At 69.4% G+C, this 25,156-nt stretch carries 23 protein-coding genes and 1 tRNA gene; 8 read left to right on the forward strand and 16 right to left on the reverse strand.

The genetic code is table 11. The features are described 5' to 3' along the window. Positions 1 to 48: 48 nt before the first annotated feature. Positions 49 to 124 (forward strand) — tRNA-Gly (locus tag V3W47_RS18640). A 45-nt stretch (positions 125 to 169) separates the two neighbouring features. Here V3W47_RS18640 and V3W47_RS18645 read toward each other — a convergent pair. Further along, positions 170 to 970 carry a polyphosphate kinase 2 family protein gene (locus tag V3W47_RS18645; protein ID WP_331826742.1) on the reverse strand — a complete coding sequence of 267 codons (801 nt, stop codon included), beginning with the start codon at positions 968 to 970 and terminating at the stop codon, positions 170 to 172. A 39-nt stretch (positions 971 to 1,009) separates the two neighbouring features. Next, a complete protein-coding gene (locus tag V3W47_RS18650; protein WP_331826743.1) occupies positions 1,010 to 2,206 on the reverse strand; it encodes an MFS transporter in 1,197 nt (398 codons plus the stop codon). A gap of 88 nt (positions 2,207 to 2,294) precedes the next feature. Between V3W47_RS18650 and V3W47_RS18655 the strand changes: the two genes are divergently transcribed. Continuing rightward, complete coding sequence (locus V3W47_RS18655) at positions 2,295 to 3,386, forward strand: LacI family DNA-binding transcriptional regulator (protein ID WP_331826744.1); 1,092 nt, start codon at positions 2,295 to 2,297, stop codon at positions 3,384 to 3,386. Beyond that, entirely contained in the window at positions 3,383 to 4,729 is a 1,347-nt protein-coding gene (locus V3W47_RS18660; protein WP_331826745.1) for a M20/M25/M40 family metallo-hydrolase, read from the forward strand. Before V3W47_RS18655 ends, V3W47_RS18660 begins: the two co-directional genes overlap by 4 nt. 188 nt (positions 4,730 to 4,917) lie before the next feature. On the opposite strand, the gene V3W47_RS18665 is transcribed toward V3W47_RS18660, so the two are convergent. From V3W47_RS18665 to V3W47_RS18675, 3 genes are all read right to left on the reverse strand, one after another. Further along, the gene (locus tag V3W47_RS18665; protein ID WP_331826746.1) at positions 4,918 to 6,321 is read right to left on the reverse strand and encodes an RtcB family protein; all 1,404 of its coding nucleotides are present in this window, start codon (positions 6,319 to 6,321) and stop codon (positions 4,918 to 4,920) included. Positions 6,322 to 6,546: 225 nt separating this feature from the next. Then, a complete protein-coding gene (locus tag V3W47_RS18670; protein WP_331826747.1) occupies positions 6,547 to 6,972 on the reverse strand; it encodes an SWIM zinc finger family protein in 426 nt (141 codons plus the stop codon). After that, entirely contained in the window at positions 6,969 to 8,435 is a 1,467-nt protein-coding gene (locus tag V3W47_RS18675; RefSeq protein WP_331826748.1) for a UDP-N-acetylmuramoyl-L-alanyl-D-glutamate--2,6-diaminopimelate ligase, read from the reverse strand. The genes V3W47_RS18670 and V3W47_RS18675 overlap by 4 nt, the downstream gene beginning before the upstream one ends. 56 nt (positions 8,436 to 8,491) lie before the next feature. Between V3W47_RS18675 and V3W47_RS18680 the strand changes: the two genes are divergently transcribed. Then, positions 8,492 to 8,872, forward strand: a complete 381-nt coding sequence (locus V3W47_RS18680; protein WP_331826749.1) for an ArsR/SmtB family transcription factor — start codon at positions 8,492 to 8,494, stop codon at positions 8,870 to 8,872. A 323-nt stretch (positions 8,873 to 9,195) separates the two neighbouring features. On the opposite strand, the gene V3W47_RS18685 is transcribed toward V3W47_RS18680, so the two are convergent. From V3W47_RS18685 to V3W47_RS18705, 5 genes are all read right to left on the reverse strand, one after another. Continuing rightward, complete coding sequence (locus V3W47_RS18685; RefSeq protein WP_331826750.1) at positions 9,196 to 9,819, reverse strand: deoxynucleoside kinase; 624 nt, start codon at positions 9,817 to 9,819, stop codon at positions 9,196 to 9,198. A 100-nt stretch (positions 9,820 to 9,919) separates the two neighbouring features. After that, the gene (locus V3W47_RS18690) at positions 9,920 to 10,537 is read right to left on the reverse strand and encodes a deoxynucleoside kinase (protein ID WP_331826751.1); all 618 of its coding nucleotides are present in this window, start codon (positions 10,535 to 10,537) and stop codon (positions 9,920 to 9,922) included. 114 nt (positions 10,538 to 10,651) lie between these two features. After that, on the reverse strand, positions 10,652 to 11,755 hold the full coding sequence (locus V3W47_RS18695; RefSeq protein WP_331826752.1) for a S1C family serine protease: 1,104 nt from the start codon (positions 11,753 to 11,755) through the stop codon (positions 10,652 to 10,654). Next, positions 11,752 to 12,012 (reverse strand): FmdB family zinc ribbon protein, encoded by a 261-nt coding sequence (locus V3W47_RS18700; RefSeq protein ID WP_331826753.1) that lies wholly within the window; start codon positions 12,010 to 12,012, stop codon positions 11,752 to 11,754. Before V3W47_RS18700 ends, V3W47_RS18695 begins: the two co-directional genes overlap by 4 nt. A gap of 111 nt (positions 12,013 to 12,123) precedes the next feature. After that, complete coding sequence (locus V3W47_RS18705; protein ID WP_331826754.1) at positions 12,124 to 13,959, reverse strand: acyl-CoA dehydrogenase C-terminal domain-containing protein; 1,836 nt, start codon at positions 13,957 to 13,959, stop codon at positions 12,124 to 12,126. 229 nt (positions 13,960 to 14,188) lie between these two features. Between V3W47_RS18705 and V3W47_RS18710 the strand changes: the two genes are divergently transcribed. Then, complete coding sequence (locus V3W47_RS18710) at positions 14,189 to 14,878, forward strand: Crp/Fnr family transcriptional regulator (RefSeq protein WP_331826755.1); 690 nt, start codon at positions 14,189 to 14,191, stop codon at positions 14,876 to 14,878. 33 nt (positions 14,879 to 14,911) lie between these two features. Here the strand turns inward: V3W47_RS18710 and V3W47_RS18715 are convergent, their stop codons facing one another. Next, positions 14,912 to 15,592, reverse strand: a complete 681-nt coding sequence (locus V3W47_RS18715; RefSeq protein WP_331826756.1) for a DNA-3-methyladenine glycosylase family protein — start codon at positions 15,590 to 15,592, stop codon at positions 14,912 to 14,914. A 51-nt stretch (positions 15,593 to 15,643) separates the two neighbouring features. Next, positions 15,644 to 16,249 carry a DedA family protein gene (locus V3W47_RS18720; protein ID WP_331826757.1) on the reverse strand — a complete coding sequence of 202 codons (606 nt, stop codon included), beginning with the start codon at positions 16,247 to 16,249 and terminating at the stop codon, positions 15,644 to 15,646. A 73-nt stretch (positions 16,250 to 16,322) separates the two neighbouring features. On the opposite strand from V3W47_RS18720, the gene V3W47_RS18725 reads away from it, so the two are divergent. Then, the gene (locus tag V3W47_RS18725; protein WP_331826758.1) at positions 16,323 to 16,988 is read left to right on the forward strand and encodes an HAD family hydrolase; all 666 of its coding nucleotides are present in this window, start codon (positions 16,323 to 16,325) and stop codon (positions 16,986 to 16,988) included. Positions 16,989 to 17,079: 91 nt separating this feature from the next. On the opposite strand, the gene V3W47_RS18730 is transcribed toward V3W47_RS18725, so the two are convergent. The 3 genes from V3W47_RS18730 to V3W47_RS18740 all read right to left on the reverse strand — a co-directional run bounded on the left by V3W47_RS18730 (position 17,080) and on the right by V3W47_RS18740 (position 20,468). Then, entirely contained in the window at positions 17,080 to 18,021 is a 942-nt protein-coding gene (locus tag V3W47_RS18730; RefSeq protein WP_331826759.1) for a ferritin-like domain-containing protein, read from the reverse strand. Between the two features lie 496 nt (positions 18,022 to 18,517). Beyond that, positions 18,518 to 19,195 carry an SDR family oxidoreductase gene (locus tag V3W47_RS18735; protein ID WP_331826760.1) on the reverse strand — a complete coding sequence of 226 codons (678 nt, stop codon included), beginning with the start codon at positions 19,193 to 19,195 and terminating at the stop codon, positions 18,518 to 18,520. Positions 19,196 to 19,250: 55 nt separating this feature from the next. Continuing rightward, entirely contained in the window at positions 19,251 to 20,468 is a 1,218-nt protein-coding gene (locus V3W47_RS18740; RefSeq protein ID WP_331826761.1) for a M24 family metallopeptidase, read from the reverse strand. Between the two features lie 55 nt (positions 20,469 to 20,523). Here V3W47_RS18740 and V3W47_RS18745 point away from each other — a divergent pair, with 55 nt between their 5' ends. Then, positions 20,524 to 21,363, forward strand: coding sequence for an ion transporter (locus tag V3W47_RS18745; RefSeq protein WP_331826762.1), 840 nt, complete (start codon positions 20,524 to 20,526; stop codon positions 21,361 to 21,363). Positions 21,364 to 21,370: 7 nt separating this feature from the next. On the opposite strand, the gene V3W47_RS18750 is transcribed toward V3W47_RS18745, so the two are convergent. Continuing rightward, complete coding sequence (locus V3W47_RS18750; RefSeq protein WP_331826763.1) at positions 21,371 to 22,912, reverse strand: DUF4153 domain-containing protein; 1,542 nt, start codon at positions 22,910 to 22,912, stop codon at positions 21,371 to 21,373. A 112-nt stretch (positions 22,913 to 23,024) separates the two neighbouring features. Here V3W47_RS18750 and V3W47_RS18755 point away from each other — a divergent pair, with 112 nt between their 5' ends. Continuing rightward, on the forward strand, positions 23,025 to 24,896 hold the full coding sequence (locus V3W47_RS18755; protein WP_331826764.1) for a menaquinone biosynthesis decarboxylase: 1,872 nt from the start codon (positions 23,025 to 23,027) through the stop codon (positions 24,894 to 24,896). The last annotated feature ends 260 nt before the right edge of the window (positions 24,897 to 25,156 follow it).

A 25,156-nucleotide genomic window follows, 5' to 3' on the forward strand; every position in this document is an offset into this window, starting at 1 on the left:
TGGCCTCAGGATCGAAAGCGGTTCCGATCCGTTCTTGCTCTGAACGACGCGGGAGTAGCTCAGCTGGTAGAGCACTACCTTGCCAAGGTAGATGTCGCGAGTTCGAATCTCGTCTCCCGCTCCATCCTCCCCACCCTAAAACATGGGTGGGGTGTTGTATTGCTGCGACTCAAATTATTTCAACAGACGAAGCATCGAACTCCACTTGCGGGTACTGGGGATTCATTTCTTCCAACGTCTTGAGAATGATCTGACCGATCAGAAGGTTTCGGAACCATTTGCGGTCCGCTGGAACGACATGCCACGGGGCGGTCCCAGTACTGGTCTTCAGGATGGCCTCGTAGACAGTGGTGTAATCGTCCCACCTTGCGCGCTCCTTCAGGTCGCTGGGGTCGAACTTCCAGTGCTTGGCGGGGTCGTCGAGGCGGGCCTGAAGTCTGGCCTTCTGCTCCTCGGGGCTGATGTGGAGGTAGAACTTCAGGACGCGCATGCCCGCGTCATTCAACAGGGCCTCGAAGGCGCGGATGTGGTCGAGGCGGTGCCGGGCTGTCTCCTCGTCAATCATGCCGTGAACGCGGGGAACGAGGACATCCTCGTAGTGGCTGCGGTTGAAGACGCCAATCATGCCGTGGCGGGGCGTATTGGCGTGGACACGCCACAGGAAGTCGTGGGCGCGTTCCTCCCCGGTGGGCACCTTGAAGTTGACGATCCGCACCCCGTTGGGATTGAAGGCACCGATGACGCGCTTGACCGTGCCGTCCTTGCCGCCCGCGTCGCGCGCTTGCAGGACGATGAGCAGAGCCTGTTTGTCCTCGGCGTAGAGGCGTTCCTGCCAGAGGGCGAGCTGCTTCTCGATGGCGGGAAGGAGCGCCTGCCCCTGCTTCTTGCTGAGGCCGCCGTCGTCGTCGGTGGCCCAGCCGCTCAAGGAAACGTCCTGTCCGGGGGGCACGCGGTAGGTGTCAGGCTCCATATCGAAGGCTAACATGCGCGGCCCCGGCCTCCGGCCTTCCTACATCCTCTGCCGCACGAGCGCAAAGGCGCGGCCTCCCAGCAGCACGATGAGCGCGGCCCCGGCGAGCGCGATGCTCAGGGCGGCAGGCAGGCCGACGTGTTCGGAGACGAAGCCGATGACGGGTGGGCCGAGCAGGAAGCCCGCGTAGCCGATGGTGGCGACCTGCGCGATGCCCCGTCCGGCGAGGGCGTGGCCCGCCGCACCGTACATGACGGGCACCACGTTGCTCAGGCCCAGGCCGGAGAGCGCAAATCCCAGGGTGGCGGGCAGTGGGTCGCGCGCGAGCAGCGCCAGCCCCAGCCCCAGCGCGGTGAGGAGGGCACCGCCGCGCACCGTCCGCTCGTCGCCGAGGCGGGTTCGCAGGCGATCGCCGAACCAGCGCCCCAGCGTCATCGCCGTGACGAAGGCCGTGTACCCGATCCCCGCGCTCCCGCCCGCCACGCCCAGCACGTCGCGGAAGTACAGCGCGGCCCAGTCGTAGTTCGCCCCCTCGGAGAGCATGCCCAGGAAGCACAATGTCCCGAGCAGCAGCACGGCGGCGCTCAGGGGAACCCGGCCACGGGGGCGCGTCCCGGCGGGCTGCCCCGCGCCCTCTGCCAGACCGTCGGGGAGGAGCAGGCGGCCCGCGAGGAAGCCGGCGACCGTGATCACCACCACGACGCCGAGCGCGTGCGCGAGCATGGGCACCCGGCCAATCAGCGCCGTGCCCAGGAGGGCACCGAACACGCTTCCCAGGCTGAAATAGGCGTGAAAGCGGCTCATCACCGGGCGGGCGAGGTGGCGCTCCACCGTCACGCCCTGCGCGTTCATCGCCACGTCCAGCGCGCCGTTCAGGCCGCCCATGACCGCCAGCGCGAGGACGAGGAGCGCGAGGTTCGGGGCCAGGAAGGGCAGCGCCAGCGAGAGCATACACAGCACCGTGGCGACGAGCGTGACCCGGTGGCTGCCGAAGCGGGCCGTCCATCCCCCCGTGAGGGGCATCGTTGCCAGGCTGCCCAGCCCCACCGCGAGCAGGGCGATGCCCACCTGCGCGTCCGTCAGCCCCAGCTTGTCGCGCACACCGGGAATGTTCACCGCCCAAGTGGCGAACACGACCCCGTTGGTCAGGAAGACGATGCCCAGCGCCCGCCGGGCCACCTCCGCGCGCCAGGCAGGAAGGGTGGAGGTGGGGGTGGGAAGGGCGGCGTCAGTCATGGGTACTCCGGGGAAGGAAGGGGAGGAAGTGGGGGTAGGCCTCATCTGAATCGATTCAGACAAGCTACCCATACGCTAGCATCCTCCCATGCCCCCCGCCAAGCCCGTCCCGGTGCGCCGCGTGACCCTGCGCGATGTGGCGGCCCGGCTAGGGGTGTCGCCCGCCACGGTGAGCAACGCCTACAACCGGCCCGATCAGCTCTCCCCGGAGCTGCGAGAGCGGGTGCTGACGGCGGCGCGTGAACTCGGTTACGGCGGTCCCGACCCCCTCGCGCGGAGTCTTCGCCGTGGGCGAACGGACGTGATCGGAGTGGTGTACGACGCGCCGCTGGAGTACGCCTTCGCGGACCCCGCCGCCGCGCTCTTCCTGGGGGCGGTGGCGCGCACGGTGCAGGAACGGCAGCTCAACCTGCTCCTTCTCGCCAGCCCGCAGGGGACGCTTCCCGTGGAGGCGGCCAGCGTGGACGGCTTCGTGGTGTACTGCGCCGCCGAGGAGAGCGAATTGCTGCGTGCGGTGCTCGACCGGGGGCTGCCCACCGTCCTCGTGGACCAGGCCCCACAGCCGGGAACCTCGCGTGTGGGCATCGACGACGCGGGCGGGGCGGGGGAGGCCGCGCGGCACCTGACCGGGCTGGGGCACCGTCACCTCGGCGTGTTGAGTATGGAACTCACGCCCGAACGCCGGAGCGGCCCGGTGACGCCCGAGCGTGAGGCGGCGGCTACTTATGAGACAACTGTCGCCCGATTGCGCGCCTACCGTGAGGCCGCCGGGGAGACGGGGGCACACCTCCACGTCACCGAGACGTCGCTGAACACGCCGGAGGATGGGGAGCGGGCGGCCCGCGACCTCCTCACCGCTCACCCGGAGCTCACGGCGCTCCTCTGCATGAGTGACGTGCTCGCGCAGGGGGCGTTGCGGGCGGCGCAGGCCCTCGGGCGACGGGTGCCGGAGGACCTCAGCCTCGTCGGCTACGACGACGTGCCGAGCAGCGCGGCCCTGAACCTCACCACCGTCTGGCAGCCCACCACGGAGAAGGGCGAGCGGGTCGGCGCGGCCATCCTCGCGCGGTTGGACGGGGACGACGTGGAGGACGTGACCTTGCCTACCCGGCTGGTGGTGCGGGGGACGACGGCTGCGGTTGCGTATCCCGAGGCGTCATCCCTTACCCTGCCCCCATGACTTCCACCTCATCCACAGACCTCATCCCGCATATCGAGCGCGGCCTCGCCGACCTGCGCGACCTCGTGGCCCTTCAGAGCGTGTCGGCGCAGGGGCGGATGCTGCCGGAGACGGCGGCCCATGTGACGCGGCTGCTGGAGGCGGAGGGCTTCACGGTCCGGTCGTACCCCGGCGAGGTCGCGCCCGTGCTCGTCGCCGAGGCGGGGGAGGGGTCAGCGACCCTGCTCATCTACAACCATTACGACGTTCAGCCCGAGGACCCGCTGGAGCTGTGGGACAGCCCGCCCTTCGAGCTGACCGAGCGGGACGGACGCCTGTACGGGCGCGGTGCCTCGGACGACAAGGGTGAGCTGGCCTCCCGTCTCGCCGCCGTCCGGGCAGTGCGGGAACGGCATGAGGGCCGTCTGCCCCTGCGCGTTCGCTGGCTCATCGAGGGCGAGGAGGAGGTCGGCAGCCCCAGCCTCGAACGCTTCATCGCCGAGCACGCGGACGAGTTGCGCGCCGACGGCTGCTGGTGGGAGTTCGGCGGCATCAGCCCGGAGGGACGCCCGGTCGCCTCGCTCGGATTGAAGGGCGTGATGGGCGTGGAATTGCGCTGCCGGGTGGCGGCCTCGGACCTGCATAGCAGCCTCGGGGCGGTGATCGACAATCCCCTCTACCGCCTCGCGCGGGCGGTTGCCTCCTTGCGCGACGAGACGGGGCGCGTGACCATCCCCGGCTTCCATGACGATGTGCGCGAACCCTCGGACGCCGACCGCGCCGCCATCGCCCGCATCCCCGGCGACGGCCAGCCCGTGCGCGATACCTACGGCGTGACCCGCCCCCTCGCCACCGGGAGCGCCTACCACGAGCGGGCCAACCTGATGCCCGTCGTCAATGTCAACGGCTGGGGCGGCGGCTACCAGGGTGAGGGGAGCAAGACGGTGTTGCCCGCCCACGGCTTCGTGAAGCTCGACTTCCGGCTGGTGCCCGACCAGGACCCGGCGCGCATCCTCGAAGTGTTGCGGGCGCATCTGGACGCTCAGGGGTTAGAGGATATAGAGATCGTGGAGCTGGAGGCTCACCAGAAACCCGCGCGGGCCGACGCCGGGCATCCCTTCGTGCGGGCGTGCATCGAGGCCGCCGGGGAGGCACACGGGGCCGAACCCATCGTTCACCCGTCGAGCGCGGCGAGCGGGCCGATGCACCCCTTTACCTACCACCTCGGCGTTCCCTGCGTGGCGCTGGGCATCGGCAACGTGGGCGGACGGGTCCACGCGCCGAACGAGAACATCGTGCGCGAGCATTTCGAGAAGGGGGTGGCATTCGGGGTGGCGCTGCTGGAGCGTCTGGCGCGGGAGTGAGGTAGGGGAGTGTTGGGCGTTAGGGTCGTCACGTCGCCCCCTCTCCCCGGTCCTCTCCCGCAGGGGGAGAGGGGGCAAAACATTCTTCGTCCTGCCTCCTTCACCCCGAAGCGGCAAAGCAGAACCCCGGCAAGCTTCCGCCGAGGTTCTGCTTTCACTGACTGCTGAACGCTGACGGCTGACCGCTCCTACACGTCCTCGCTGCCCGTGTCCATTCGCACCACGCGCGGCGTGAAGCTCGCCACCACGTCCACGAGGTCGCTCTGGCGGGCAAGGACGTGCTCGATGCGCTTGTACGCCTGTGGGGCCTCGTCGATGCCACCGCCGATCAGGGTGACGCCGCGCTCGCGGAGGTACGCCTGTACGTCCTTCTTGACGAGGGTGTTCGCGGCGGCCTTGCGCCCAAGCTGGCGGCCCGCGCCGTGGCTGGCGCTCGCCAGCGCGTCGGGGTTGCCCAAGCCGCGCACCACGAAGCCGGGGTCGGCCATGCTGCCGGGGATGAGGCCGAGTTGCCCGCGCTCGGCGGGTGTAGCCCCCTTGCGGTGGACGATCAGGTCGCGGCCCCCCACCTCCTGCCGCCACGCGAGGTTGTGGCTGTTGCCCACGCTGGCGGCGGGCTTTACCCCCAGCGCGCGGGCGAGGCGGGCGTGGATCAGGTCGTGGTTGGCGAGGGCGTAGCGACCGGCGAGGTTCATCGCCTGCCAGTAGCCCTCGCCCTCCTCGGTGCCCAGGGGCAGCCACGCGAGCTTCTTCGCCGCGCCGTCGAGGGTGGGGTGGAGGGCCTGCGCCACCCGCGTGTAGTGGTTCGCCACCTGCGCCCCAAATCCGCGCGAGCCGCTGTGCGACAGGATGGCAAGGTACTCGCCCGCCTCTAGCCCGAGGTCGGCGGTGGGCAGGGTCAGCGTGCCGAATTCGACGAAGTGATTCCCGCTCCCGCTCGTGCCGATCTGGTCGGCGGCCTTCGCGTGGAGGTGACGGAGGAGGGGCTGCTCGTCCCAGGCGTCCTCATGCAGAACCTCGTGGTCCTCGCGGTCGCGCTTCTCGAAGCCGACACCGGCCCCAAAGCGGGTGTGCTTCTTCAGGAGGCGGGTCGCCTCGTCCGCGCTCAGGGCACCAGCGGGGAGGGGCAGCACGCTCAGGCGCATGGAGCAGCCGATGTCCACGCCCACCCCGTAGGGAATTATGGCGTCCTCGGTCGCCAGCACGCCGCCGATGGGCAGGCCGTAGCCCACATGCGCGTCGGGCATCAGCGCCCCGGCGCGGCTGATCGGGAGGCGCATCGCCACGTCCATCTGGTCGCGGGCACCCGCCTCGATCAGGTCGGCACCCCACACGCGGTAGGGGAGAGGATCGGCCCGCAACTCGCTCGCGCGGCGGGCGTCGAGAACTGCTTGCTGAGAGGTGAATTCGGCTGCCAGGTCCGCGTACACCCCGCCCGAGAGGTACGCCGCCGGGTTCTCCCGCACCGAGCGCAACTCGGCCAGAATCTCCTCGCGGTCCAGACCCGCCTCCTCACGCCGGGCCGCCGCCGCCAGCGCGAGGGCCACCGCCTTCTTCTCGAAGCCCAATTTGGTGATGTGCTTTCCGTTCATGTCCCGTTCCTGTGTCTGTGAAAGGGGGCGTGGAGACCGCCCCGGTCGTCTTCCGTCGTGTCGTCGCCTCGGCCCCGGTCGCCGTCGTCTGCGGGTGTGTCCGTCATATTCGCCCCCTTCTTTGTCGTTCAAGGTCCGCCCGCCAGTGTGCCCGACGCTGGGGTGGAACACATCGGCCAAGTCACGCAGTTCTCTCGGCGCGGCGCAGGCCGTTTGGCGGACTCCTCAGCCCCACTCCTCCTCTTCCGCCTGCTGAACGAGGTGCCGCGCCCAGTCGTTCACTACCTCGGGGGAAAGGTCATGCAACCGCTCCAACATCCGCTCCACGTCGGCGTCTGTCCAGCCCTCGACCTTCGGGAGACGGCGCGGGGCCATGCCGGGCAGGAAGGAGGCGGGGTCGTCGCGCAGGACCATCAGGGTGGCGCAGGCGTGCTTGCAGATCGCGTTGTACTCGTCGGGGCAGGAGCAGGCGACCTCGCCGCTCTCCAGGTTCACATGCACCCGGTACGGCGCTGGACGGCTGCCCTGCACACGCGCCCGAGAGGTCTCGCCCTGCCGCTCGCGGTGGCTCACGTCGCCCAGCAGGCCCTGTGCCCGCTCGCGCACCTTGTTCGGGGCGTAGCGGAGGAGGTCTGCGGCGGTGAAGCTCATCCCCGTTCCGCCAGCGCCGCCCGCGCCTCGGCAACCTCATCCCAGGGCACGGTTTCCGTATCGCGTTCCAGGGTGTCCTCCGGTCCCTTGCCTGCCAGAAGCACCGTGTCCCCCGCCCGCGCCTCCCGGATGATGTGACCGATGGCCTCGCGGCGGTCGCCGATGCTCGTGAAGTTGGAGCGCCCCGCCTCCCGCGCCCCCCGCTCCATCTCGCGCAGGATGTCGGCGAGCGGCGTGTCGCGGTGGTCCTCCTCGGTGAAGACGGCGTGATCGGCAAGACGGGTCGCCACCTCGCCCAGCGGCGCGCGTTTGCCGGGGTCGCGCGGCCCACCCGCCGAGCCGAGCAGCACCCACAGCCGCCCGGCGGTCGTGGCGCGCAGGGTGCCCAGCGCCTTTTGCAGACTCGGCGGCGTGTGCGCGAAGTCCACGATCACGCGCGGGTCGCCTTCCTCACCCGGCACGAGTTCCATGCGGCCCGGCACCCCCCGGAAGGAGGCCAGTCCCTCCATAAGCTGAGGAATTGTCGCGCCCAGATGTGCCGCCGCTGCCATCCCCGCGAGCGCGTTCGCCACATTGAATCTCCCGATCATGGGAAGTCGCGCAGTGAAGGAGCCGACTGGGGACGAGACGCGGAAGTGGAGGCCGGTCGCCCGCTCCTCGATCTCGCTCGCCCGCCAGTTCGCCGCCCGGTCCTCCATCGAATAGGTCGTCTCGGAGAGTGTGACGCCCATCAACTTCTCCGTCCAACCATCCTCCGCGTTGAGGACGGCATGACGGGCACGCTCCACCAGCTTGCGTTTGTCGGCGAAGTAGTTCTCGACCGTGCCGTGGAAGTCCAGATGTTCGCTCGTCAGGTGCGTCCACACGGCCACGTCCCAATCCACCCCGCGCACCCGGTCAAGGGCGAGGGCGTGGCTGCTCGCCTCCAGCACGACGGCCTGCCCCCCCGCACCCACCATCTCGGCCAACGTTGCCTGAACCTGCGGCGCTTCGGGCGTGGTGAAATGGGCGGGGAAGTGCCGCAGCACGCCGTCCGGCAACTCGTAGCCCACGGTGCTCAGCAGACCCGTCCTCAGCCCCGCCGCCCGCAGGAGGTGACGGGTGAGCCAACTCGTCGTCGTCTTGCCGTCCGTGCCCGTGACGCCGACCACCCGCAACTTCCGGCTCGGGTGCCCGCTCAAGGCCGCCGCCGCGTCCGCGAGGGCCGCCCGCGCGTTCGGCACCGTGAGGTAGAGAAGGGGGGAGATTAGCCCGTCCGGCAGCCCCTCACCGATTACGGCGACTGCGCCCCTCGCGGTCACATCGTCCAAAAAGCTGTGCCCGTCGAACCGCGCCCCTCGAATCGCCACGAAGGCAAAACCCGGTTCCACCCACGCCGCGTTGTGCGTCACGCCGCGCACCTCCACATCGGGGAGAGCGGCGGGAGGGGCGTTCAGGGTGGCGGCGAGGTCACGCAGGAGCATACGGTTGGAGAGTAGCAGCCACCTTCCCCGGTGGTCCCGCCCCGTATCCTGACCCCATGTCGGCCCCCCTGCCCCGCCTCCCGGACGTGGACACCTGCGAGGTCCCCTGCGTTCACCCGGAGGCCGTCGCCCGCGCCCGCGCCGCCCAGCCCGGCGACGACGCCCTGACCCGCGCCGCCACGCTCCTCAAGGCCGTCTCCGACCCCACGAGGTTGCGCCTCCTGACCGCCCTCGGCACGGGCGAACTGTGCGTGTGCGACCTCGCCGCCGTCGCGGGCACGAGCGAGAGCGCGGTGAGCCACCAACTCCGCCTCCTGCGCGGCCAGAACCTCGTCGCCCCCCGCAAGGAGGGCCGCATCGTGTACTACAGGTTGGCAGACGCGCACGTATCCGGGCTGCTGGGGAACGTGCTGGAGCATGTGGGGGAGCAGGGCTAGGGAACGACGACAGGAAGGTGTCGGTCCATTTTCTGGGGACGCTCGGCTCGTTCACCCCCTCCCAGCCTCCCCCCAGGGGACGCCTGATGTGAATTGCGGATTCGGCAAAAGGAGCGTTTTTATCGTCTGGCAGAAGGACGAGCGGTGCTCGTCACCCCCCTCCCCGACCCTCCCCCACAAGGAGGGAGGGAGCAAAGAGCACGGCTGACACGCTCGCTTTCTCTTGCACATCAGGCGTTCAAGGGGGAGGGGCAGAAGAGTTGGCTACATGTTCTTGTCGTCATTCGCCGCAACTGCCTACGCTGAACGCTGAAGGCTGACACCTACCTCAGCAGCGGCAATCCGAACCCGTACCCCTGCACCCGGTCGCACACCCACCGGAAGGCCGCCGGGTCCGCCACGAAATCGAGTTGGTCGCCGGGCACCCGCACGACCGGGCAGGCGTCAAAGGCTCTCACCCACAGGTCGTACAGGCGGTTCAGACCCTCCAGGTAGGCGTCGGGGATGGCCTGCTCATAGTCGCGCCCGCGCTGGGCGATGCGGCCCCGGAGCGTCGGCAGCGAGGCGTCGATGTGGATCAGGAGGTCGGGCACCCGCAGGGCGGGGAGGATGCCCTCGTACAGCCCCCGGTACGTCGCCCAGTCGCGTGCCTCCATCTGCCCGCTCTCGAACAGGTTGCGCGCGAAGATGTTCGCGTCCTCGAACACGGTGCGGTCCTGAATGACGTACCGTGCCCCCGTGACGAGGTGGAGGTGCTGCTCCAGCCGCCTGGAGAGGAAGTACACCTGTGAATGGAAGGAATACCGCCGCATGTCGCGGTAGAAGTCCTCCAGGTAGGGGTTCTCCGCATACGGCTCGTACACGGGTCGCAGCCCGTACCGCTCGGCGAGCATCCGCGTCAGGGTGCTCTTGCCGCTGCCGATGTTGCCGGAGACGGCGAGGTACATCAGCGGCTCCGCAGACGGTGAGTGGGAAGTGGTGAGTGGTGAGTGGTGAAAACACTGCCACCAACCCACTGCCCACTGCCCACTGCCCACTGACCTTCACTCATCGGCCCGCCCCCACCCCTTCCGCCCCCAGCGCCTCCTCCACCCGGCTCATCAGCGCCAGCTCGTCCTCGGCGTTTCCCACGAAGTCGTAGCCGCCCGCGTCCACGGTGAGGAGGCGGCCCGGATAGGTGCGGAAGTATTCGTCGTAGCGCGTGGTCAGCTCGGCGAGGTAGGCGGCCTGCATGGCGCGCTCGAAGGGACGGCCCCGTTTCTCGATGCGGGAGAGCAACAGCTCCGGCTCGGCGCGCAGGTACACCACGAGGTCGGGGGTGGGCAGCCGGGGCGAGAGGTGGGCGTACAGGTCCTCGTACAGCGCGAACTCCGCGTCCCTCAGGTTCATCGCCGCGAAGATGAAGTCCTTGTCGAAGAGGTAGTCGCTCACCACATGCCCGCTCCACAGCCCCGGCTGCGCGAGGGCGGAGAGCTGCTTGAAACGCGAGAGCAGGAAGAAGACCTGCACCTGAAAGGCGTAGACCTCCGGAGCCTCGTAGAAGCGCGCGAGGAAGGGATTCTCCTCCACGACCTCCAGGTTGAGGTCCGCGCCGTGGCGCGCCGCGAGTCTGCCCGCGAGGCTGGTCTTGCCTACCCCGATGGGGCCTTCGACGACGACGTACATAGCGGGGAGATGATAGCAGCGGTCAGCTTCCAGCGGCCAGCCGCCAGCAAAAGAAGCGCCCCAGCGTGGTCTGAGGCGTCCCTTTGCTCTGCTGGAAGCTGGCCGCTGGTCGCTCTACTGCAACGTCCGCTTCAGCAGCGTCACCCGCACGTCCACGCTCCGCTTGTTGCGCCACAGCCGCAGATTGACTGTCTGGCCGGGTCGCTTGGCGGCCACGAGGCGGATCACGTCGTAGCTGCCGCGCACCCGCTGGCCGTCCACCGCCACGATCACGTCGCCGAGGGGGGCGAGAAGCTGGCCCCGGCTGTTCCGCAGGCTGCCGCGCAACCCCGCCCGCGCCCCGGCGGTTCCGGCGGGAGCCTCGTCCACGAGCGCGCCCTCGGAGGAGCTGAGTCCGGCAAGCTGGCGCAGGGCCGGTTCCAGGGTATCGAGGTCCACGAGCGTGACGCCCAGCGTGCCCCGCTGCGGAACCCCGATGCGCTCCAGGTCTTCGAGGCTCTGGCGCACGAGGTCGCCGGGGATGGCGATGCCGATCACGCCGGGCACGAAGTTGTTCGGGGCCGCGTTCGCGTCCGCCACGCCGACCACCGCCCCGCGCGAGTCGAGGACCGGGCCGCCGCTGTTGCCGCCCTGGATGTTAGTCGTCGTCACGAGGTACTGCCCGATCTCGCCGCCGAGCTGATCGTTGCGGGGCACGTCGCGGGCGCTGGCCGCCACGCTGAAGACGCCCGTTCCCACGAAGTTCTGGATGCGGAGGGGCGTCCCGATGGTGATGAGCTTCTGCCCCGGCAGCAGGGCCGCGCTGCGCCCGAACCCCAGCGTCTTCGGGGCCGTCACACCCGACACGCGCAGGATGGCGATGTCGATGCCGGGATCGATGCCCTCCACCCGCGCCGCGATGCGCCGACCGTTGGAGAGCGTCACGCTCACCGACTCCTGAAACTGGACGACGTGGTAGTTCGTGACGATCAGGTTGCGCTTGTAGAAGAAGCCCGTGCCCGTCTCCACCGGATCGTCGCCCGCCTGAAGCACGTCCTTGCGAAGTCGGGCGTCCACCCGCACGACGGCGGGAAGGGCCTGCTGCGCCACCTCCACCGTGTTGATCTCGTCCGCCGTGACGAGAGACCGCTGGGCCTGCACCCGCCCGGTGACGTACGCGCCCGTGGCCGCCGCGAGGAGCAGCAGCGTGAGGCCAGCGGCGCGGACGAGGGGGGTCACTCCCCGCCGCCTCCCCCACTGGCACCGCTCGCACTCGCCTTCGCCTCGCCACCGCCTGTACCGCCGCCTTCTGACGACTTGGGCCGCGAGTCGGTCACGTAGAAGCCGCTGCCCCGAAAGGCGATGCCGGGCACGGCGGGCACACGCCGGATGGGGGCACCCGTCTCCGGGTGGGTGGTCAGCGCCTCGTCGCGGATGCTCTGCTTGATCTCGAAAGTTTCGCCGGTGTCGGTGTTCTTGTAGACGTAGGTGGGCATGACCTCTCCAGCGGCTAATCTAGCAAGGTGGGCACGGCAAAGGGTCCCGCCGTCCAACAATGAAGACCCCCACCCGTTCGGGGGTGAGGGCCTGTGGGGAAACGGGGTGGGTTACGCGCCGACGAGGGGCCGCTCCAGCCCGAACACCCGGTCGTCCACGGCGAGCGACTCGTTTCCGGCCTTGATGGTGGCGGCGAGCGCCTTCGTCTCGGGGAAGAGCTTGGCGAAGTAGAAGCGCGCGGTCTGCATCTTGGCGAGGTAGAAGCCGTCCTTGTCCTGCCCGGCATTCACCTTCTCGGCGGCGATCTTCGCCATCCGCGCCCACAGGTAGCCATAGACCACGTGCCCGAAGAAGCGCAGGTAGTCCACGGCGACCGCGTTCACCTCATCCGCACCCTCCGGCCCCGCCAGCGCCTTCTGTCCGACGACCATCGTGAGGCTGCCGAGCTGTCCCGCCGCCTTGCCGAGCGCGTCGAGGTAGGGGGCCAGCTCCTCGTCGCCCTCGTTCTCCTCCACGAACGCCTGGAGCATGCCTGCGAGCTTCTGGAGCTTCTTGCCGCCGTCCATCAGCACCTTGCGGCCCAGCAGGTCGAGGGCCTGGATGCCGTTCGTGCCCTCGTAAATCTGACCGATGCGCGCGTCGCGGACGAACTGCTCCATGCCCCACTCGCGGATGTAGCCGTGTCCGCCGAAGACCTGCTGGGCCTGCACCGCCACATTAAAGCCGTTGTCCGTCATGAACGCCTTGGCAATCGGGGTCAGGAGCGCCACGAGGTCGGCGGCCTCCTTGCGCCTGGCCTCGTCGGGGTGGTGGTGCTCGGTGTCGATGCTCAGCGCGAGCCACATCGCCATCGCGCGGCCCGCCTCGGTGTACGCCTTGCCCGTCAGCAGCATCCGGCGCACGTCGGGATGCACGATGATGGGGTCGGCGGCCTCCGCCGGGTTCACGCGCGGCTCGTGGCGCATCTGGAGGCGGTCCTTCGCGTAGGCGAGGGCATTCTGGTACGCGACCTCCCCGAGACCGAGGCCCTGGAGGCCCGTGCCGAGTCGGGCGGCGTTCATCATGATGAACATGTTGTTCATGCCCTTGTTGATCTCGCCGACGAGGTAGCCCGTCGCCCCGTCGAAGTTCAGCACGGCGGTCGCGTTGCCGTGGATGCCCATCTTGTGCTCGATGGAGCCGCACACCACGCCGTTGCGCTCGCCCACGCCGCCGTTCGCGTTCACGAGGAACTTGGGCACGAGGAAGAGGCTGATCCCCTTCGTCCCCTGTGGGCTGCCCTCCAGCCGCGCGAGGACGAGGTGGAGGATGTTCTCCGCGAGGTCGTGCTCACCCGCGCTGATGAAGATTTTGGTGCCCGTGAGCGCGTAGGTGCCGTCGCCGTTGTCCGTCGCCTTCGTGCGGATGATGCCGAGGTCCGTGCCCGCGTGCGGCTCGGTGAGGCACATCGTTCCGGTCCACTCGCCGCTCACGAGCCTGGGGAGGTAGGTGTCCTTCAGCTCCTGGCTGCCGACCGCGTGCAGGGCCGAGTACGCGCCGTGCGAGAGGCCGGGGTACATCGACCACGCCACGTTCGCGGAGTTCAGCAGCTCCACGAGCACGTTGCTGACGAGGTGGGGCATCCCCTGCCCGCCGTAGGCCGGGTCGGCGTCCAGCGCGGTCCAGCCCGCCTGGCGGTACTTGTCGTAGGCGGCCTTGAAGCCTGTCGGGGTGGTCACGACGCCGCCCGGATGCCAGGTGCAGCCCTCCTCGTCGCCCACGCGGTTCAGGGGCACGAGTTCGGTCTCCACGAAGCGGGCGGCCTCCTCCAGCACCTGATTCATCAGGTCGCCGTCGGCGGTGTCGTTCTCCGCGTAGTACGGCATCGCGGCGAGGGCCTCGGGCGCGCCGAGGAGTTCGTGCATCAGGAACTTGAGGTCGCGCAGGGGGGCTTTGTACACGGGCATAGCAGGCTCCTTCGGGCGGGCCGTCACCCGTCGGGGGAGGCTCGCCACACCTTGTTGATTGTACCCAGTCTAAAACTTTCTGGGGCAAAAGTCACGCGGGGGGGGGCGGTGTGGGTGCCGGGGGGGAGGGCCGCCGTCCGGCGGGGGTGGACCGGGTTCAGGGAGGTGAGGCGGGAGGCCGCAAACCGGGCCGTGCCCAGGCGTCATTTCGAGTATCCTGAACCTGATCATGAACTACCCAAGCCTGGTCTGGCACCTCAAGCGTACCGAGTTGTTCGCCGACCTTGAGTTGACGGAGCTGGAGCGTGTGGCCGCCACGACGCCCTACCGCTCCTACGGGCCGGGGGAGGTCATCTACCGCATGGACGATCCGGCGGACGCCCTGTACTTCGTCCGCAGCGGCCTCGTCAAGATCAGCAAGCTCTTCCCGAACGGCAAGGAGGCCATTCTCGGCGTCATCGGCCAGCACGACACCTTCGGGGAGCTGCTGCTTCAGGCCGAGGAGAGGCGTCCCACCCAGGCCGAGGCGCTGGAGCGCACCACCCTGATCGTGCTGCCGCGCACCGAGCTGCAAAAGCTGCTGAACACCAAGCCCGACCTCGCCATGAAGCTCATCCGCCTGATGGCCGCGCGCCTCTTCGAGGCCCAGTCGTGGAGCGCTGCCGTCAGCGCCTATAGCGCCCCAGAGCGCGTGGCCAGCCTGCTCTACCGCCTCGCGCGGGAGTTCGGGCGGCCCCACGCGCAGGGCGTCGAACTGGCCCTCAAGCTCAATCAGGAGGACATCGCCCGGATGGTCGGCGCGACCCGCGAGACGGTGAGCCATTCGCTCGGCAAGCTCAAGCAGGAGGGGGCCATCGTCCGTGCCCGCACGCCGATGATTCTGCGGCTGGAGGCGCTCCAGCGGTATCTGGAGGAGTGAGGCAGCAGGCCGACTGCGCTTCCGGTAAGCGCCCTACAGCGGGTCCGTGAGCGACAGGTCTCCTGTCACCGTGCCCGCAGCCGCGTTCAACCTGCGCCGCGCCTTCTCCGCCCAAAGGTAGCGGGCGGCCAGCGTCCGGTAAGGCGACCACGAGGCCACAACCTCGTCTGGCACGTCGTCCGAGTACAGCTTTTGTAGCTCCTGCCGCAGCACGAGGTCGCCGAAGGAGAACACGTCGGGGCGGGCGAGGCCGAACATGAGGAACATCTCCACGGTCCAGCGTCCGATGCCGGGCAGGGGCGTGAGTTGCGCGATGGCCTCCTCATCCGGCAACGAGGCGAGGTGCGCGAAGTCCACCCGTCCGCCTTGCGCCGCCTCCGCCAACGCGCGCACCGTGCGGACCTTCGCCCACGAGAGGCCGAACGAGCGCAAGGTCTCCGGCTCGGCTCTCAAGAGCGTCCCCGGCGTCACCTCGCCCAACGTGCTGACCACGCGCGCATAGATGCTCGCCGCCGCCCGCACGGAGAGCTGCTGCCCGGTCACACTCCGCACGAGCGTCCCGAAGGGGTCGGATGTGGGCACGAGCACCGGGAGCGGCCCCACCTGTGAGATCAGCGCCGCGAGAGCCGAGTCACGTTCCAGCCAGGTGACGGCCTGCGCGTGATCGGTCAGGGGAAGGTGGCTGGAAGAGAGGAGAGTCACGGAGACGGCCATTCAAGCGCATCCGTGAAGGAGTAACGGTGGCGCTGCCTCCTTCCGCCTCCCCTACGCCGCCTGCTCCCTCTTGCGCCGCACGAACCACCAGATCGCCCCGACGATCACGAGGCCGAGGATGATGCGCGACGTGGGGCCGACGTACTGCTCCACCCGGTCGTAGTTCTCGCCGAGGAGGTAGCCCGCCCCCGCCAGCAGCGACGCCCACATGGCCGAGCCGATGGTGCTGTAGATCAGGAACTTGGGCAGCGGCATCTCGCTCATGCCCGCCGGGAGGCTGAGCAGGCTGCGGATGCCCGGCACCAGCCGACCGAACAGCACCGCCTTCGTGCCGTGCTTGTCGAACCAGTCGTCGGCCCGTCGGATGTCCTTGCCGCTGAGGGTGAGCCACTTGCCGTACTTGTCGGCCCACTCGATCAGCCGCTTTTCCCCGAAGGCCCGCCCCAGGTAGTACAGCGGCAGCGTGCCCAGGACACTCCCCAGCACCCCCATCAGAATCACGAGAAAGATGTTCATGTCCCCACGTGACGCCGCGAAGCCCGCCGACGGCATGATCAGTTCGCTGGGAATGGGCGGAAAGACGTTTTCCACGATCATCAGCAGCAGGATGCCCAGGTAGCCCATGCTGTCCATCAGGTTCTGCACCCACTCGGCCATTGGGTCAGCCTACCCGCTCCGGTGCGGGACGTGCCTCCATCCAAAGGTGGGGGGTGGGTTCTAGACTGCGCCCATGTCCCCGCCTCCCCCCCTGCGCGCCCTGATCTTCGACTTCGACGGCACCATCCTCGACACCGAGTCGCGCGAGTTCTGGCACTGGCAGGGCCTGTACCGCGAACACGGGCGGGAGCTGGCGCTCGCGGACTGGCAGCGCGGCATCGGCACCTGGGGGGCGTTCGACCCCTGGGCGGGACTGCCGGACCACATCCTGGCCGACCGCGAGCGCGTCCACCTGAGCCTGCGCGACCGCATCGTGGCCGACATCGCCGAACAGGACCTGCGGCCCGGCGTGCGCGCGGTGCTGGACGATGCCCGCGCCTCCGGCCTGCGCCTCGCCCTCGCCACGAGCAGCGACCGGGCGTGGGTGACGCGCTGGATGGAGCAGCACCGCCTCCTCGACCTCTTCGAGACCCTCGCCACCCAGGACGACGTGCGCCGCGTCAAGCCCGACCCGGAGCTGTACTCGTTGGCCGCCTCCCGCCTGGGCCTGCGCCCCGAGGAATGCGCCGCCGTCGAGGACAGCCTGAACGGCGCGACCGCCGCCGTCGCCGCTGGCCTGCGCGTGGTCGTCGTCCCCAACGACGTGACCCGCACTCAGCCCTTTCCCCCCGACTGGCCGCGCCTGGACGACGGATTTGCCGGTGGGCTGGAGGAACTGCTGCGGACCGTCGGAGGCTGAATCAAAGAGAACGCGCGCCGGAGGGAATGTCTCCCCGGCGCGCGTCCCTGTGTCTTTTGCTGACTGCTGAAAGCTGACGCCTGACTGCTCCCTACAGCGCCAGCAGCTTGCCCAGATTCCCGTCGTCGGTCAGCCCGTTCGGGAAGAACCCGCCCTTCGTCGCCGCGCCCGTCGTGTCGAGGAAGACGATATTCGCCACCTGACGCGGCGTGCGGCTGTAGGCGATGGCGTTGCCGTCCGTCGGGATGATGTTGCCCATCCCGTTCATGGTCACGCCCTGGTCGCGGTCGTCGCTGCCGTCCACCGCGTCACGCAGGTTGCTGATGGCCTGAACGACCTGCTCGACGGTCAGCCCGGCGGCGGCCTGCTGGGCGCGGCGCTGGTAGAGCAGCGTGCGGATGGCCCCCGAGTGGTACGCCTCCACCGCGAGGATGCCCGCCGCGTTCTCCAGGTTGCCGCCCGCCTTCTGGTCGTCGAGGAAGCGCGCGGCCCCCTTGTAGGCGGTCACGCCCACGTCCTCGAAGATGAACGCGCCGTGCAGGAAGAACAGCTCGTTGGCGTAGGGGTTGAAGCCTGTGATCGCCCCGCCCGACGCGGCATTCCCGGCGGCGGCGAAGGCCGGGCCAAGGTCGAGTTGCGGCTGGGCGACGGCGGCGCTTCCCAGCACCGAGCGGATGACCTTGACGTGGGCCAGCTCGTCCGAGGCGATCTCGTCGGCGTAGGCGCGCACCTCGGCGGAGAGGCCGGGGATGGCCGACTTGCCGTCGAAGCCGGAGGGCAGGGTCACGCGGGCGCTGCTGCCGCCCGCCGCGTCCAGCTCGCCCAGTCGTCCCACGGCGGCGAGGTAGAAGGCGGCCTCCAGGTATTCGAGGTTGAGCGCGAAGTTGAAGATGGCCGCGTCGAGGCCGTTGTCCTGGCTGGGCATCGTGGCGATGACGCTCGTGCAGCTCGACAGCACAGCACCCGCGCCCATCAGACCGGCCATGCCCAGGAATTTGCGGCGGGTACTCGTGCCCTGCGTGTCGTTGCTCATAGGTGAAACCTCCGGCGTGAGGGCGAGAAGGGCGGACGGCGAAGGCCCAGGGCCGTAGTTCAAAGGCCCCGTCACTCGGGCGTGAACAGGTTCCGCCCAGGTGTCGCTTCACCCTGCCTCTATGCGCGCCCTGCCCCTTTGGATCACCGACCCCACATGATGAAGATGAGGTGAACTGGGGAAGCCGACTTCCAACGAGCGCAGGACGCTCCGCCTCCCCGTAGAGGATGGTCGCTATGAGTGACAGATCGGACAAGCAGCTCATTTTCACCGTCTGGCGCGAGGACGGGCGGTGCTCGTCATTCCTCCCCCAGCTCTGTTCCGCAGGGGAACAGGGAGCAACAGAGAGCGTTTGGAACGCTCAGTTTTCTTTCGCGGCAAGCGTGAAAGAGGGGGAAGAGATAACTCCACGTCCTCGTGAAGCCGTCCACTGGAACGCCTCCCCGAGAAGCGACGTGCCTCCAATGTTCCGCTGATGGTTGAAAGCTGACCGCTCCTACACGTCCGGGTACACCTTCAGCTCCGTCACATGCGCCCGGTCGGGCCGGGTCAGGGCGTGGGCCACACTCTTGGCGAGGCCGCGCGGGTCGATCATGGTGTCCCACTCCAGCCCCGCCTCACGGTTCTTCGGGGTGTCGATGGCACCCATCGGGTACAGGACGCAGGCGCGCACGCCCCTGGCCTTGAGTTCGTCGTGGAGGCTCAGGACGTAGGCGGCGACGGCGGCCTTGCTCGCCGTGTACAGCGCCGCCTTCGGCCCGGTCATGCGCGCGGCCTGCCCGGCGCTCACGCCCATGATCAGGCCGTCCTTCTGCCGCAGCATATGGGGAAGCACGCCCTGAACCGCGTGGAAGAGGGTGAGCATGTTCGCGTCGAACATCGCCCGCAGGTCCTCGGTGGTCGCCTTCTGCACGTCCTGTCCGGCATAGGCCCCGGCGGTATGCACGAGGGCGTCCACCTTCACCTTCCGCAGGGCGTCCACGCAGGCCGGGTCGGTGAGGTCGAGGTCGAGGACCTCGGTGGCGGGGAAGCGGTCGGCGGCCCGCGCGACGCTCTCGCCGCGCCCCACGAGGACGAGCTGCGCGCCCGCGTCCTCCAATTCCTGGGCGACAGCGGTTGCCAGCGCGCCGCCCGCGCCCGTCAGCATGATCGTGGAGGAGCCGAGGTTCGCCATGCGCCTAGCCTACTGGGGCCAGACATTCAGACAGCCTTAAGGCAGCGGTGAAAGGTCAGCCTCCCCCATACGCCGCTGCCCGCACCTCCGCCCACTCACCTCCGCCGAGGACGAACGGCTCGCGTTGAATGTCCGTCGTGACCTGCGGGCCGTGGGGCGCGAGGTAGACGTTCACCTCGGAGCGGATGCCGAAGCCCCGCTCACGCGGGTAGGTGCCCGGCTCCACCGTCACGGCGAGGCCGGGGGTGAGACGGCGGGTGTCGCGCGTCTCGTAGTCGTCGAGATTCGCACCCGACCCGTGAATCTGAACGCCGAGATCGTGCCCGGTGCGGTGGAGGAAGTGCGGCCCCCACGCCGCCCCCATCGCGTCCCGCGCCGCCCGGTCCACCTCCCAGCCCTGGAGGTCGCCGTGCCGCTCGTGCAGCAGGGCCAGCGCCGCGTCCCGTGCCCCGCACACCGCCTCCCACGCCTCCCGGTACTCGGTGCCCGGCTCTCCCGCGTGGCCCACCCACGTCACGTCCGCGAAGGGGCGGCCCGGCTCCTGCGCCCACAGGTCGATCAGGACGCACTCGCCGGGGCGCAGGGTGGCGTTCCGCTCCCCGCCCGGCTCGTAGTGCGGGTCGGCGGCGTTCGCCCCGAAGCTGACGTTGACGGGGTGGCCGCTCACCAGCCCTTCCTCCGCGATGGCCCGCTCGATGACGGCCTGGGCGTCCAGCTCCGTGACCGCCTCGCCCGCGCGCAGCCGCTCGTGGATGAGGCGGAAGGCGTCGTCCTTCGCCCGCATCAGGAGGGCCGCCGCCCGCCCGTGGGCCACGAAGTCCTCCGGCGACCACACGAGGAAGGACTGGAGAAGGTCAGCGCTGCTCTCCACCCGCGCGCCCGCCGCCCGCACCCGCTCGACCGTGCCCGCGTCCACCCGCCCCACGTAGGGCACGGCCCCGAGCGGGCTGTACTCCATCGCCACCGTCTTCCCGGCCACAGCCTCGGCCAGCCGCGCTTCGAGTTCCGCGTGTGAGCCGAAGGCGCGGCGTTCCACGTCCCACTCCGCCGAAAGTGCCGCCCACGTCCCGCCCTCGATGTGGTTGTGGAGCAGCACGGCCCGCCCCTCACGCGGCACCCACACGAAGAAACGCCGGGTCAGGAAGGCCGACGCCGGGAGGTCCAGCACCCGCCGGGCGTGCGGGTTGAGGCCCTGGAAGTCGTACATCAGCCAGCCGTCGAGGGGGGTGCCCTGGAGCGCCGTCCGCATCCGCTCGGTGGGGGAGAGGGTCATGGGGGCAGGATACGGGGCGGATGCTGCGGGCGGGGGCCGCTGCTACGGTGCCCACATGTCCGGCCCTCCCGAATCCCACCGCCTGCACCGCGAGCGCCTGGAACTTCTGCGCCACCTCGACCGCCTGACCGACGTGCCGATGACGGTGCTGGGCTTCGTGTGGCTCGCCCTGCTCGTCGTGGACCTCACGGGCGGGTTGGGTCCGGGCCTGCACCTCCTGAGCAACGTCATCTGGGTGCTGTTCGTGCTCGACTTCCTCCTGTCGTTCGCGGTGGCCCCCGACAAGCGGGCCTACCTGCGCTCGAACTGGCTCACCCTCGTGTCCCTGCTCCTGCCCGCCCTGCGAGTGCTGCGCGCGGTGAGGGTGTTGCGGGGGCTGCGTCTGCTGCGCGCCACCCGTTCCCTCAATCTCGTGCGGCTCCTGACCTCCCTCAACCGGGGCTTTCGCGCCGCAGGGCGGGCCGTGCGGCGGCGGGGCGTGGGCTATGTCGCGTTGCTCACCCTGCTCGTCGCGCTCGCGGGGGCGGCGGGCATGCTCGCCTTCGAGGACGTGCCCGCCGCCCGCGAGAGCGGCCTGACCGGCTACGCCTCGTGGTTGTGGTGGACGGCCATGATTCTCGTCACGATGGGGTCGGACTACTTCCCGAAGACGGCGGAGGGCCGCTTCCTGACGTGGTTCCTCGCCCTGTACGGCTTCGCGGTCTTCGGCTACCTCACGGCGTCCGTCGCCAGCTTCTTCGTGGGCCGCGACCAGACTGCGGATGATGGGGATGACGGTGAGGATGACGGCGAGGCCACGAACGCCGCGCTTCGCCGGGAAGTCGTGGCCCTGCGCCAGGACATCGCGGCCTTGAGGGCGGAACGGGAGGGCAATTCGGGCGGGGACGTGACTTGAGCCGGAGTCACTCCAGCCCCAGCACCAGCCGCCTCGCCCGCGCCTCGCCCGCGTTCCAAGAGCGGGGGTCGGTGGGGAGGCCGTATTCGTCCTGAAGGTGACGCACGATGAACGCCCGGCCCTGAGCGCAGTTCGGGCCGCACTCCTGGGTCAGCGTGTCCAGGTTCGCCACCACGGCGGGCACCGCGTCCGCCCCCAGGTCCAGCAGCTCCCAGACATCCACGTTCTGCGGCGTGCGGCGCAGGTCGTTCGTCAGGCCCGTCACGGCGCGGTGAATGTTCACGCGGGCGATCAGGGCGGCGGGGTTGAGGGCCGTCGTCACAAGCAGCGTGCCCAGGCCCAGCAGCAGCGCCGGATACGCGAAGTGCCGCAGGCTCCCGCGCCACAGGCCGAGGGCGAGCCACCCGAGCGCCAGCACCACCCAGACGAGGAAGGCCGCGCCCATCACCCGAATCTCGCTCAGCCCGTAGGCGAGCGTGTAGAGCCGCCAGCGGTTCGCCGCGCTGAGGATCACGAGTGCGAGGGGCGCGAGGACCGCGAGGTTGAGCAGGCGGTAGGTCAGGCCCACCCGCACCTCCCCACGGGTGACGGCGTGCGCGGTGAGCAGCAGCACCAGCGTCAGGAGGGCGACCGTCATCAGCTCCCCGAAGCCGCGCCGCACGTAATCCGCGTAGGTGAAGCCGTCCGGCAGGCTCGGCCCGCTCAGGAAGTAGGGGAGCTGGGTGCCGAGAAAGACCACGAACAACGCGCCGAGTGCCCCGAGCGGTAGCCCCACCTCGATCAGCCCCAGGCGCGGCAGGCCGGACGGTTCGCCCGCCGGGAAGACGGTGGGCCGCAGCGCCATCAGCGCCGGGTAGACCAGCCCGCCCGCGAGGGCCGCCCAGAAGGCGAGGCGGAAGAGGGTTTCACCCAGCCCGCCCAGGTCCCAGTTCAGCAGCCGCCCGACGAGTGACCCGAACGCCCCGTCCGCCCCCGCGAGCAGCCCACCGAAGATCAGGAGCACGGGGAGGGTCAAAGCGAGGCCGACACCCCAGCGCCCCATCTCGCTCCCCTTCGCCGGACGCAGCCGCGCCCACGGGAAGCGTTCGAGCAGCGCCAGCGGCCCGTACACGAAGCGCAGCCCGCCCGTGAATACCGTTCCAGCCTGTGCCCACACCCCCGCCACGCTCAACCCCGGATGCCGCAGGTACGCCGCCCCCAGCGTCAGGCAGAGGAGGAGCGCCGTCCCGTTCAGCAGGGCGAGGTTGGTCGGCACCCGCCGCAGGGCGAACGTCGCCGCGAGGGCGAGCGCCAGGCCCAGCAGGATCACGGCCTCACGGGTTGGCCTCTGCCCTCTGTGCCGCAACATCCACAAACACACGCCGATGAAAAGAGCCACCCAGACCACCACGTTTACCCCCAATCCCGGTCCCCGGCCCGCCGAGAGCAGATGCGCGGCGAGCGTCAGCCCGGCGGCGGCGAGGAGCGGCAGGGCGGCCTTCGCCGGTCGGGGAATGGCGGGGAAGTCAGGGAGCGGCGCAGGCGGGGTCGGCTCGTCCGGTGCGGTCATGGGGGCACCGTATCTACGAGGTCTCCGCGAGTCGTCCCCCTTTGGTCGTCCGCCTTCCGTTGGAGGCTGATGGGGTACGGTTGCCCCGGCCCTTCGCCCCTACACTCGCGCTATGGCCCCTCCCAAACGGCACAGTCCTGACATTCAGAGCTTCGTGCGCCTGCTCGAAGAACGCGGCGAACTCGTGCGCGTCTCCGTCCCCGTGGACCGCGAGTTGGAGATCACCGAGATCGCCGACCGCCTCGTGAAGTCGGGCGGCCCGGCGGTGCTGTTCGAGAACGTGAAGGGCAGTCCCTTCCCCCTCGTCATCGGGATGATGGGCACCCGCGAGCGCACGGCGCTGGCCCTCGGCGTCTCCGACCTCGACGACCTCGCGGCCAGGGTCCGCCACCTCATCGACCTCAAGGGGAGCGGTGGCCTCGGCGGGCTGCTGGGCAATGTCGGCAAGCTGCGCGACGCGATGCACCTCCCGCCCCGCCGCGTCCGCTCCGGCCCCGTGCAGGAGGTGGTGTGGACGGGCGACGAGGTGGACCTCGGCAAGCTGCCCGTCCTGAAGTGCTGGCCGCTCGACGGTGGCCCCTTCGTCACCCTGCCCCTCGTCATCACCCGCGACCCCGAGACGGGCGAGCGCAACATGGGCATGTACCGGATGCAGGTGATGGGCAGGAACGTCACCGGGATGCACTGGCAGCGGCACAAGACGGGCACGAAACATCTGGAGAAGGCGAAGAAGCTGGGCAAGCGGCTGGAGGTCGCGGTGGCCCTCGGCGGCGACCCGGCCCTGATCTACGCGGCGACCGCGCCCCTCCCGCCCATCCCCGGCCTCGACGAATTCGCCCTCGCGGGCTACCTGCGTGGGCAGCGCTACCCACTCACGAAGGGCATCACCGTCGATCTGGACGTACCCGCCAACGCCGAATTCATCCTGGAGGGCTACGTGGACCCGGCGGAGGATTGGGCGGTGGAGGGTCCCTTCGGCGACCACACCGGCTTCTACACTCTCCCCGACCTCTACCCGCGCTTCCACGTCACGGCGATCACGATGCGGAAGAACCCCATCTACCCCGCGACCATCGTGGGCCGCCCGCCGATGGAGGACGCCTACCTCATCGAGGCCTCCGAGCGCCTGTTCCTGCCCGCCGCGCAGCTCATCCTGCCCGAAATCACCGACTATCACATGCCGCCCGCCGGAGTTGCCCATAACCTCGTCGTGGTGGGGATCAGGAAGACGTACCCCGGTCAGGCGTACAAGGTCGCCAACGGCCTGTTCGGCCTCGGCCAGATGATGTTCGCCAAAGTGATCGTCGTGGTGGATGAGGGTGTCCCGGTAAACGACTTCGGGGCGGTGTGGCGTGAAGTCGCCGCGCGGGCCGTGCCGGGTCGGGACACCCTCACCACGCGCGGCCCTACCGACGTGCTCGACCATTCCAGCCGGGGCTGGGGCTACGGCGGCAAGCTCATCATCGACGCGACGGCCAAGCTCCCCGAGGAGGTCGGCAGCGCTGCCAGCAGCCGCGAGGGCCAGGGCCACGAGCGCGAGGCAGCCACCTTCGTTCCCCACACAAGCGCCGATCTCCCCACCTTCGAGGGCGTCCTCGCCCAGCATCAAACGCCGGACGGGTACTGGTACGTCTCCTTCCAGAAGACCCGTTCCGGTCAGGTGCAGGCCCTTGCGACTGCTTTCGCTGCCCATCCCGCCGCGCAGGGCGTCCGCCACCTCCTCATCTGCGACGAGCTGACCGACGTGACGAGCACCCAGGACGTGTGGTGGACCATCCTGAACAACATCGACCCCGAACGCGACGTATGGCCGCAGGCGAATCTGCTCGTCTGGGACGGTGCCCGCAAGCTCCCCGAGGAGGGCTTCGTGCGCGAGTGGCCCCCCAAGATCGAGATGACCCCCGAAGTTGCTCACCGTGTGGACACGCTTTGGCATGTCTACGGCCTGCCCCAGCAGGAGGACGCACCCACCTTCACACCTTGACTGGGCGTGCGAGGGGGTGTTGACATCTTCGGTGCGAGGCCTTATATTTCCCTTCGCCCGATCAAAAGGGCGAGGTGGAAGCCCCGAAAGAGGCCCACCGGGACGCATGACAGGCTGATGCAAGTGACGATGACAGGGCCGCCCGACAGGGGGGTACACGCGGTTCCTCCCCCGAGGAACTCCAGACGTGTGAGGAGTCTTCGGACTCGACAAGCCAAGCGCAAGCGAGGCATCAAGCTGTACCTGAGAGCTTCGGCTCA

This window comes from Deinococcus sp. YIM 134068 (assembly GCF_036543075.1).
In the GTDB taxonomy this organism is placed as follows: domain Bacteria; phylum Deinococcota; class Deinococci; order Deinococcales; family Deinococcaceae; genus Deinococcus; species Deinococcus lichenicola.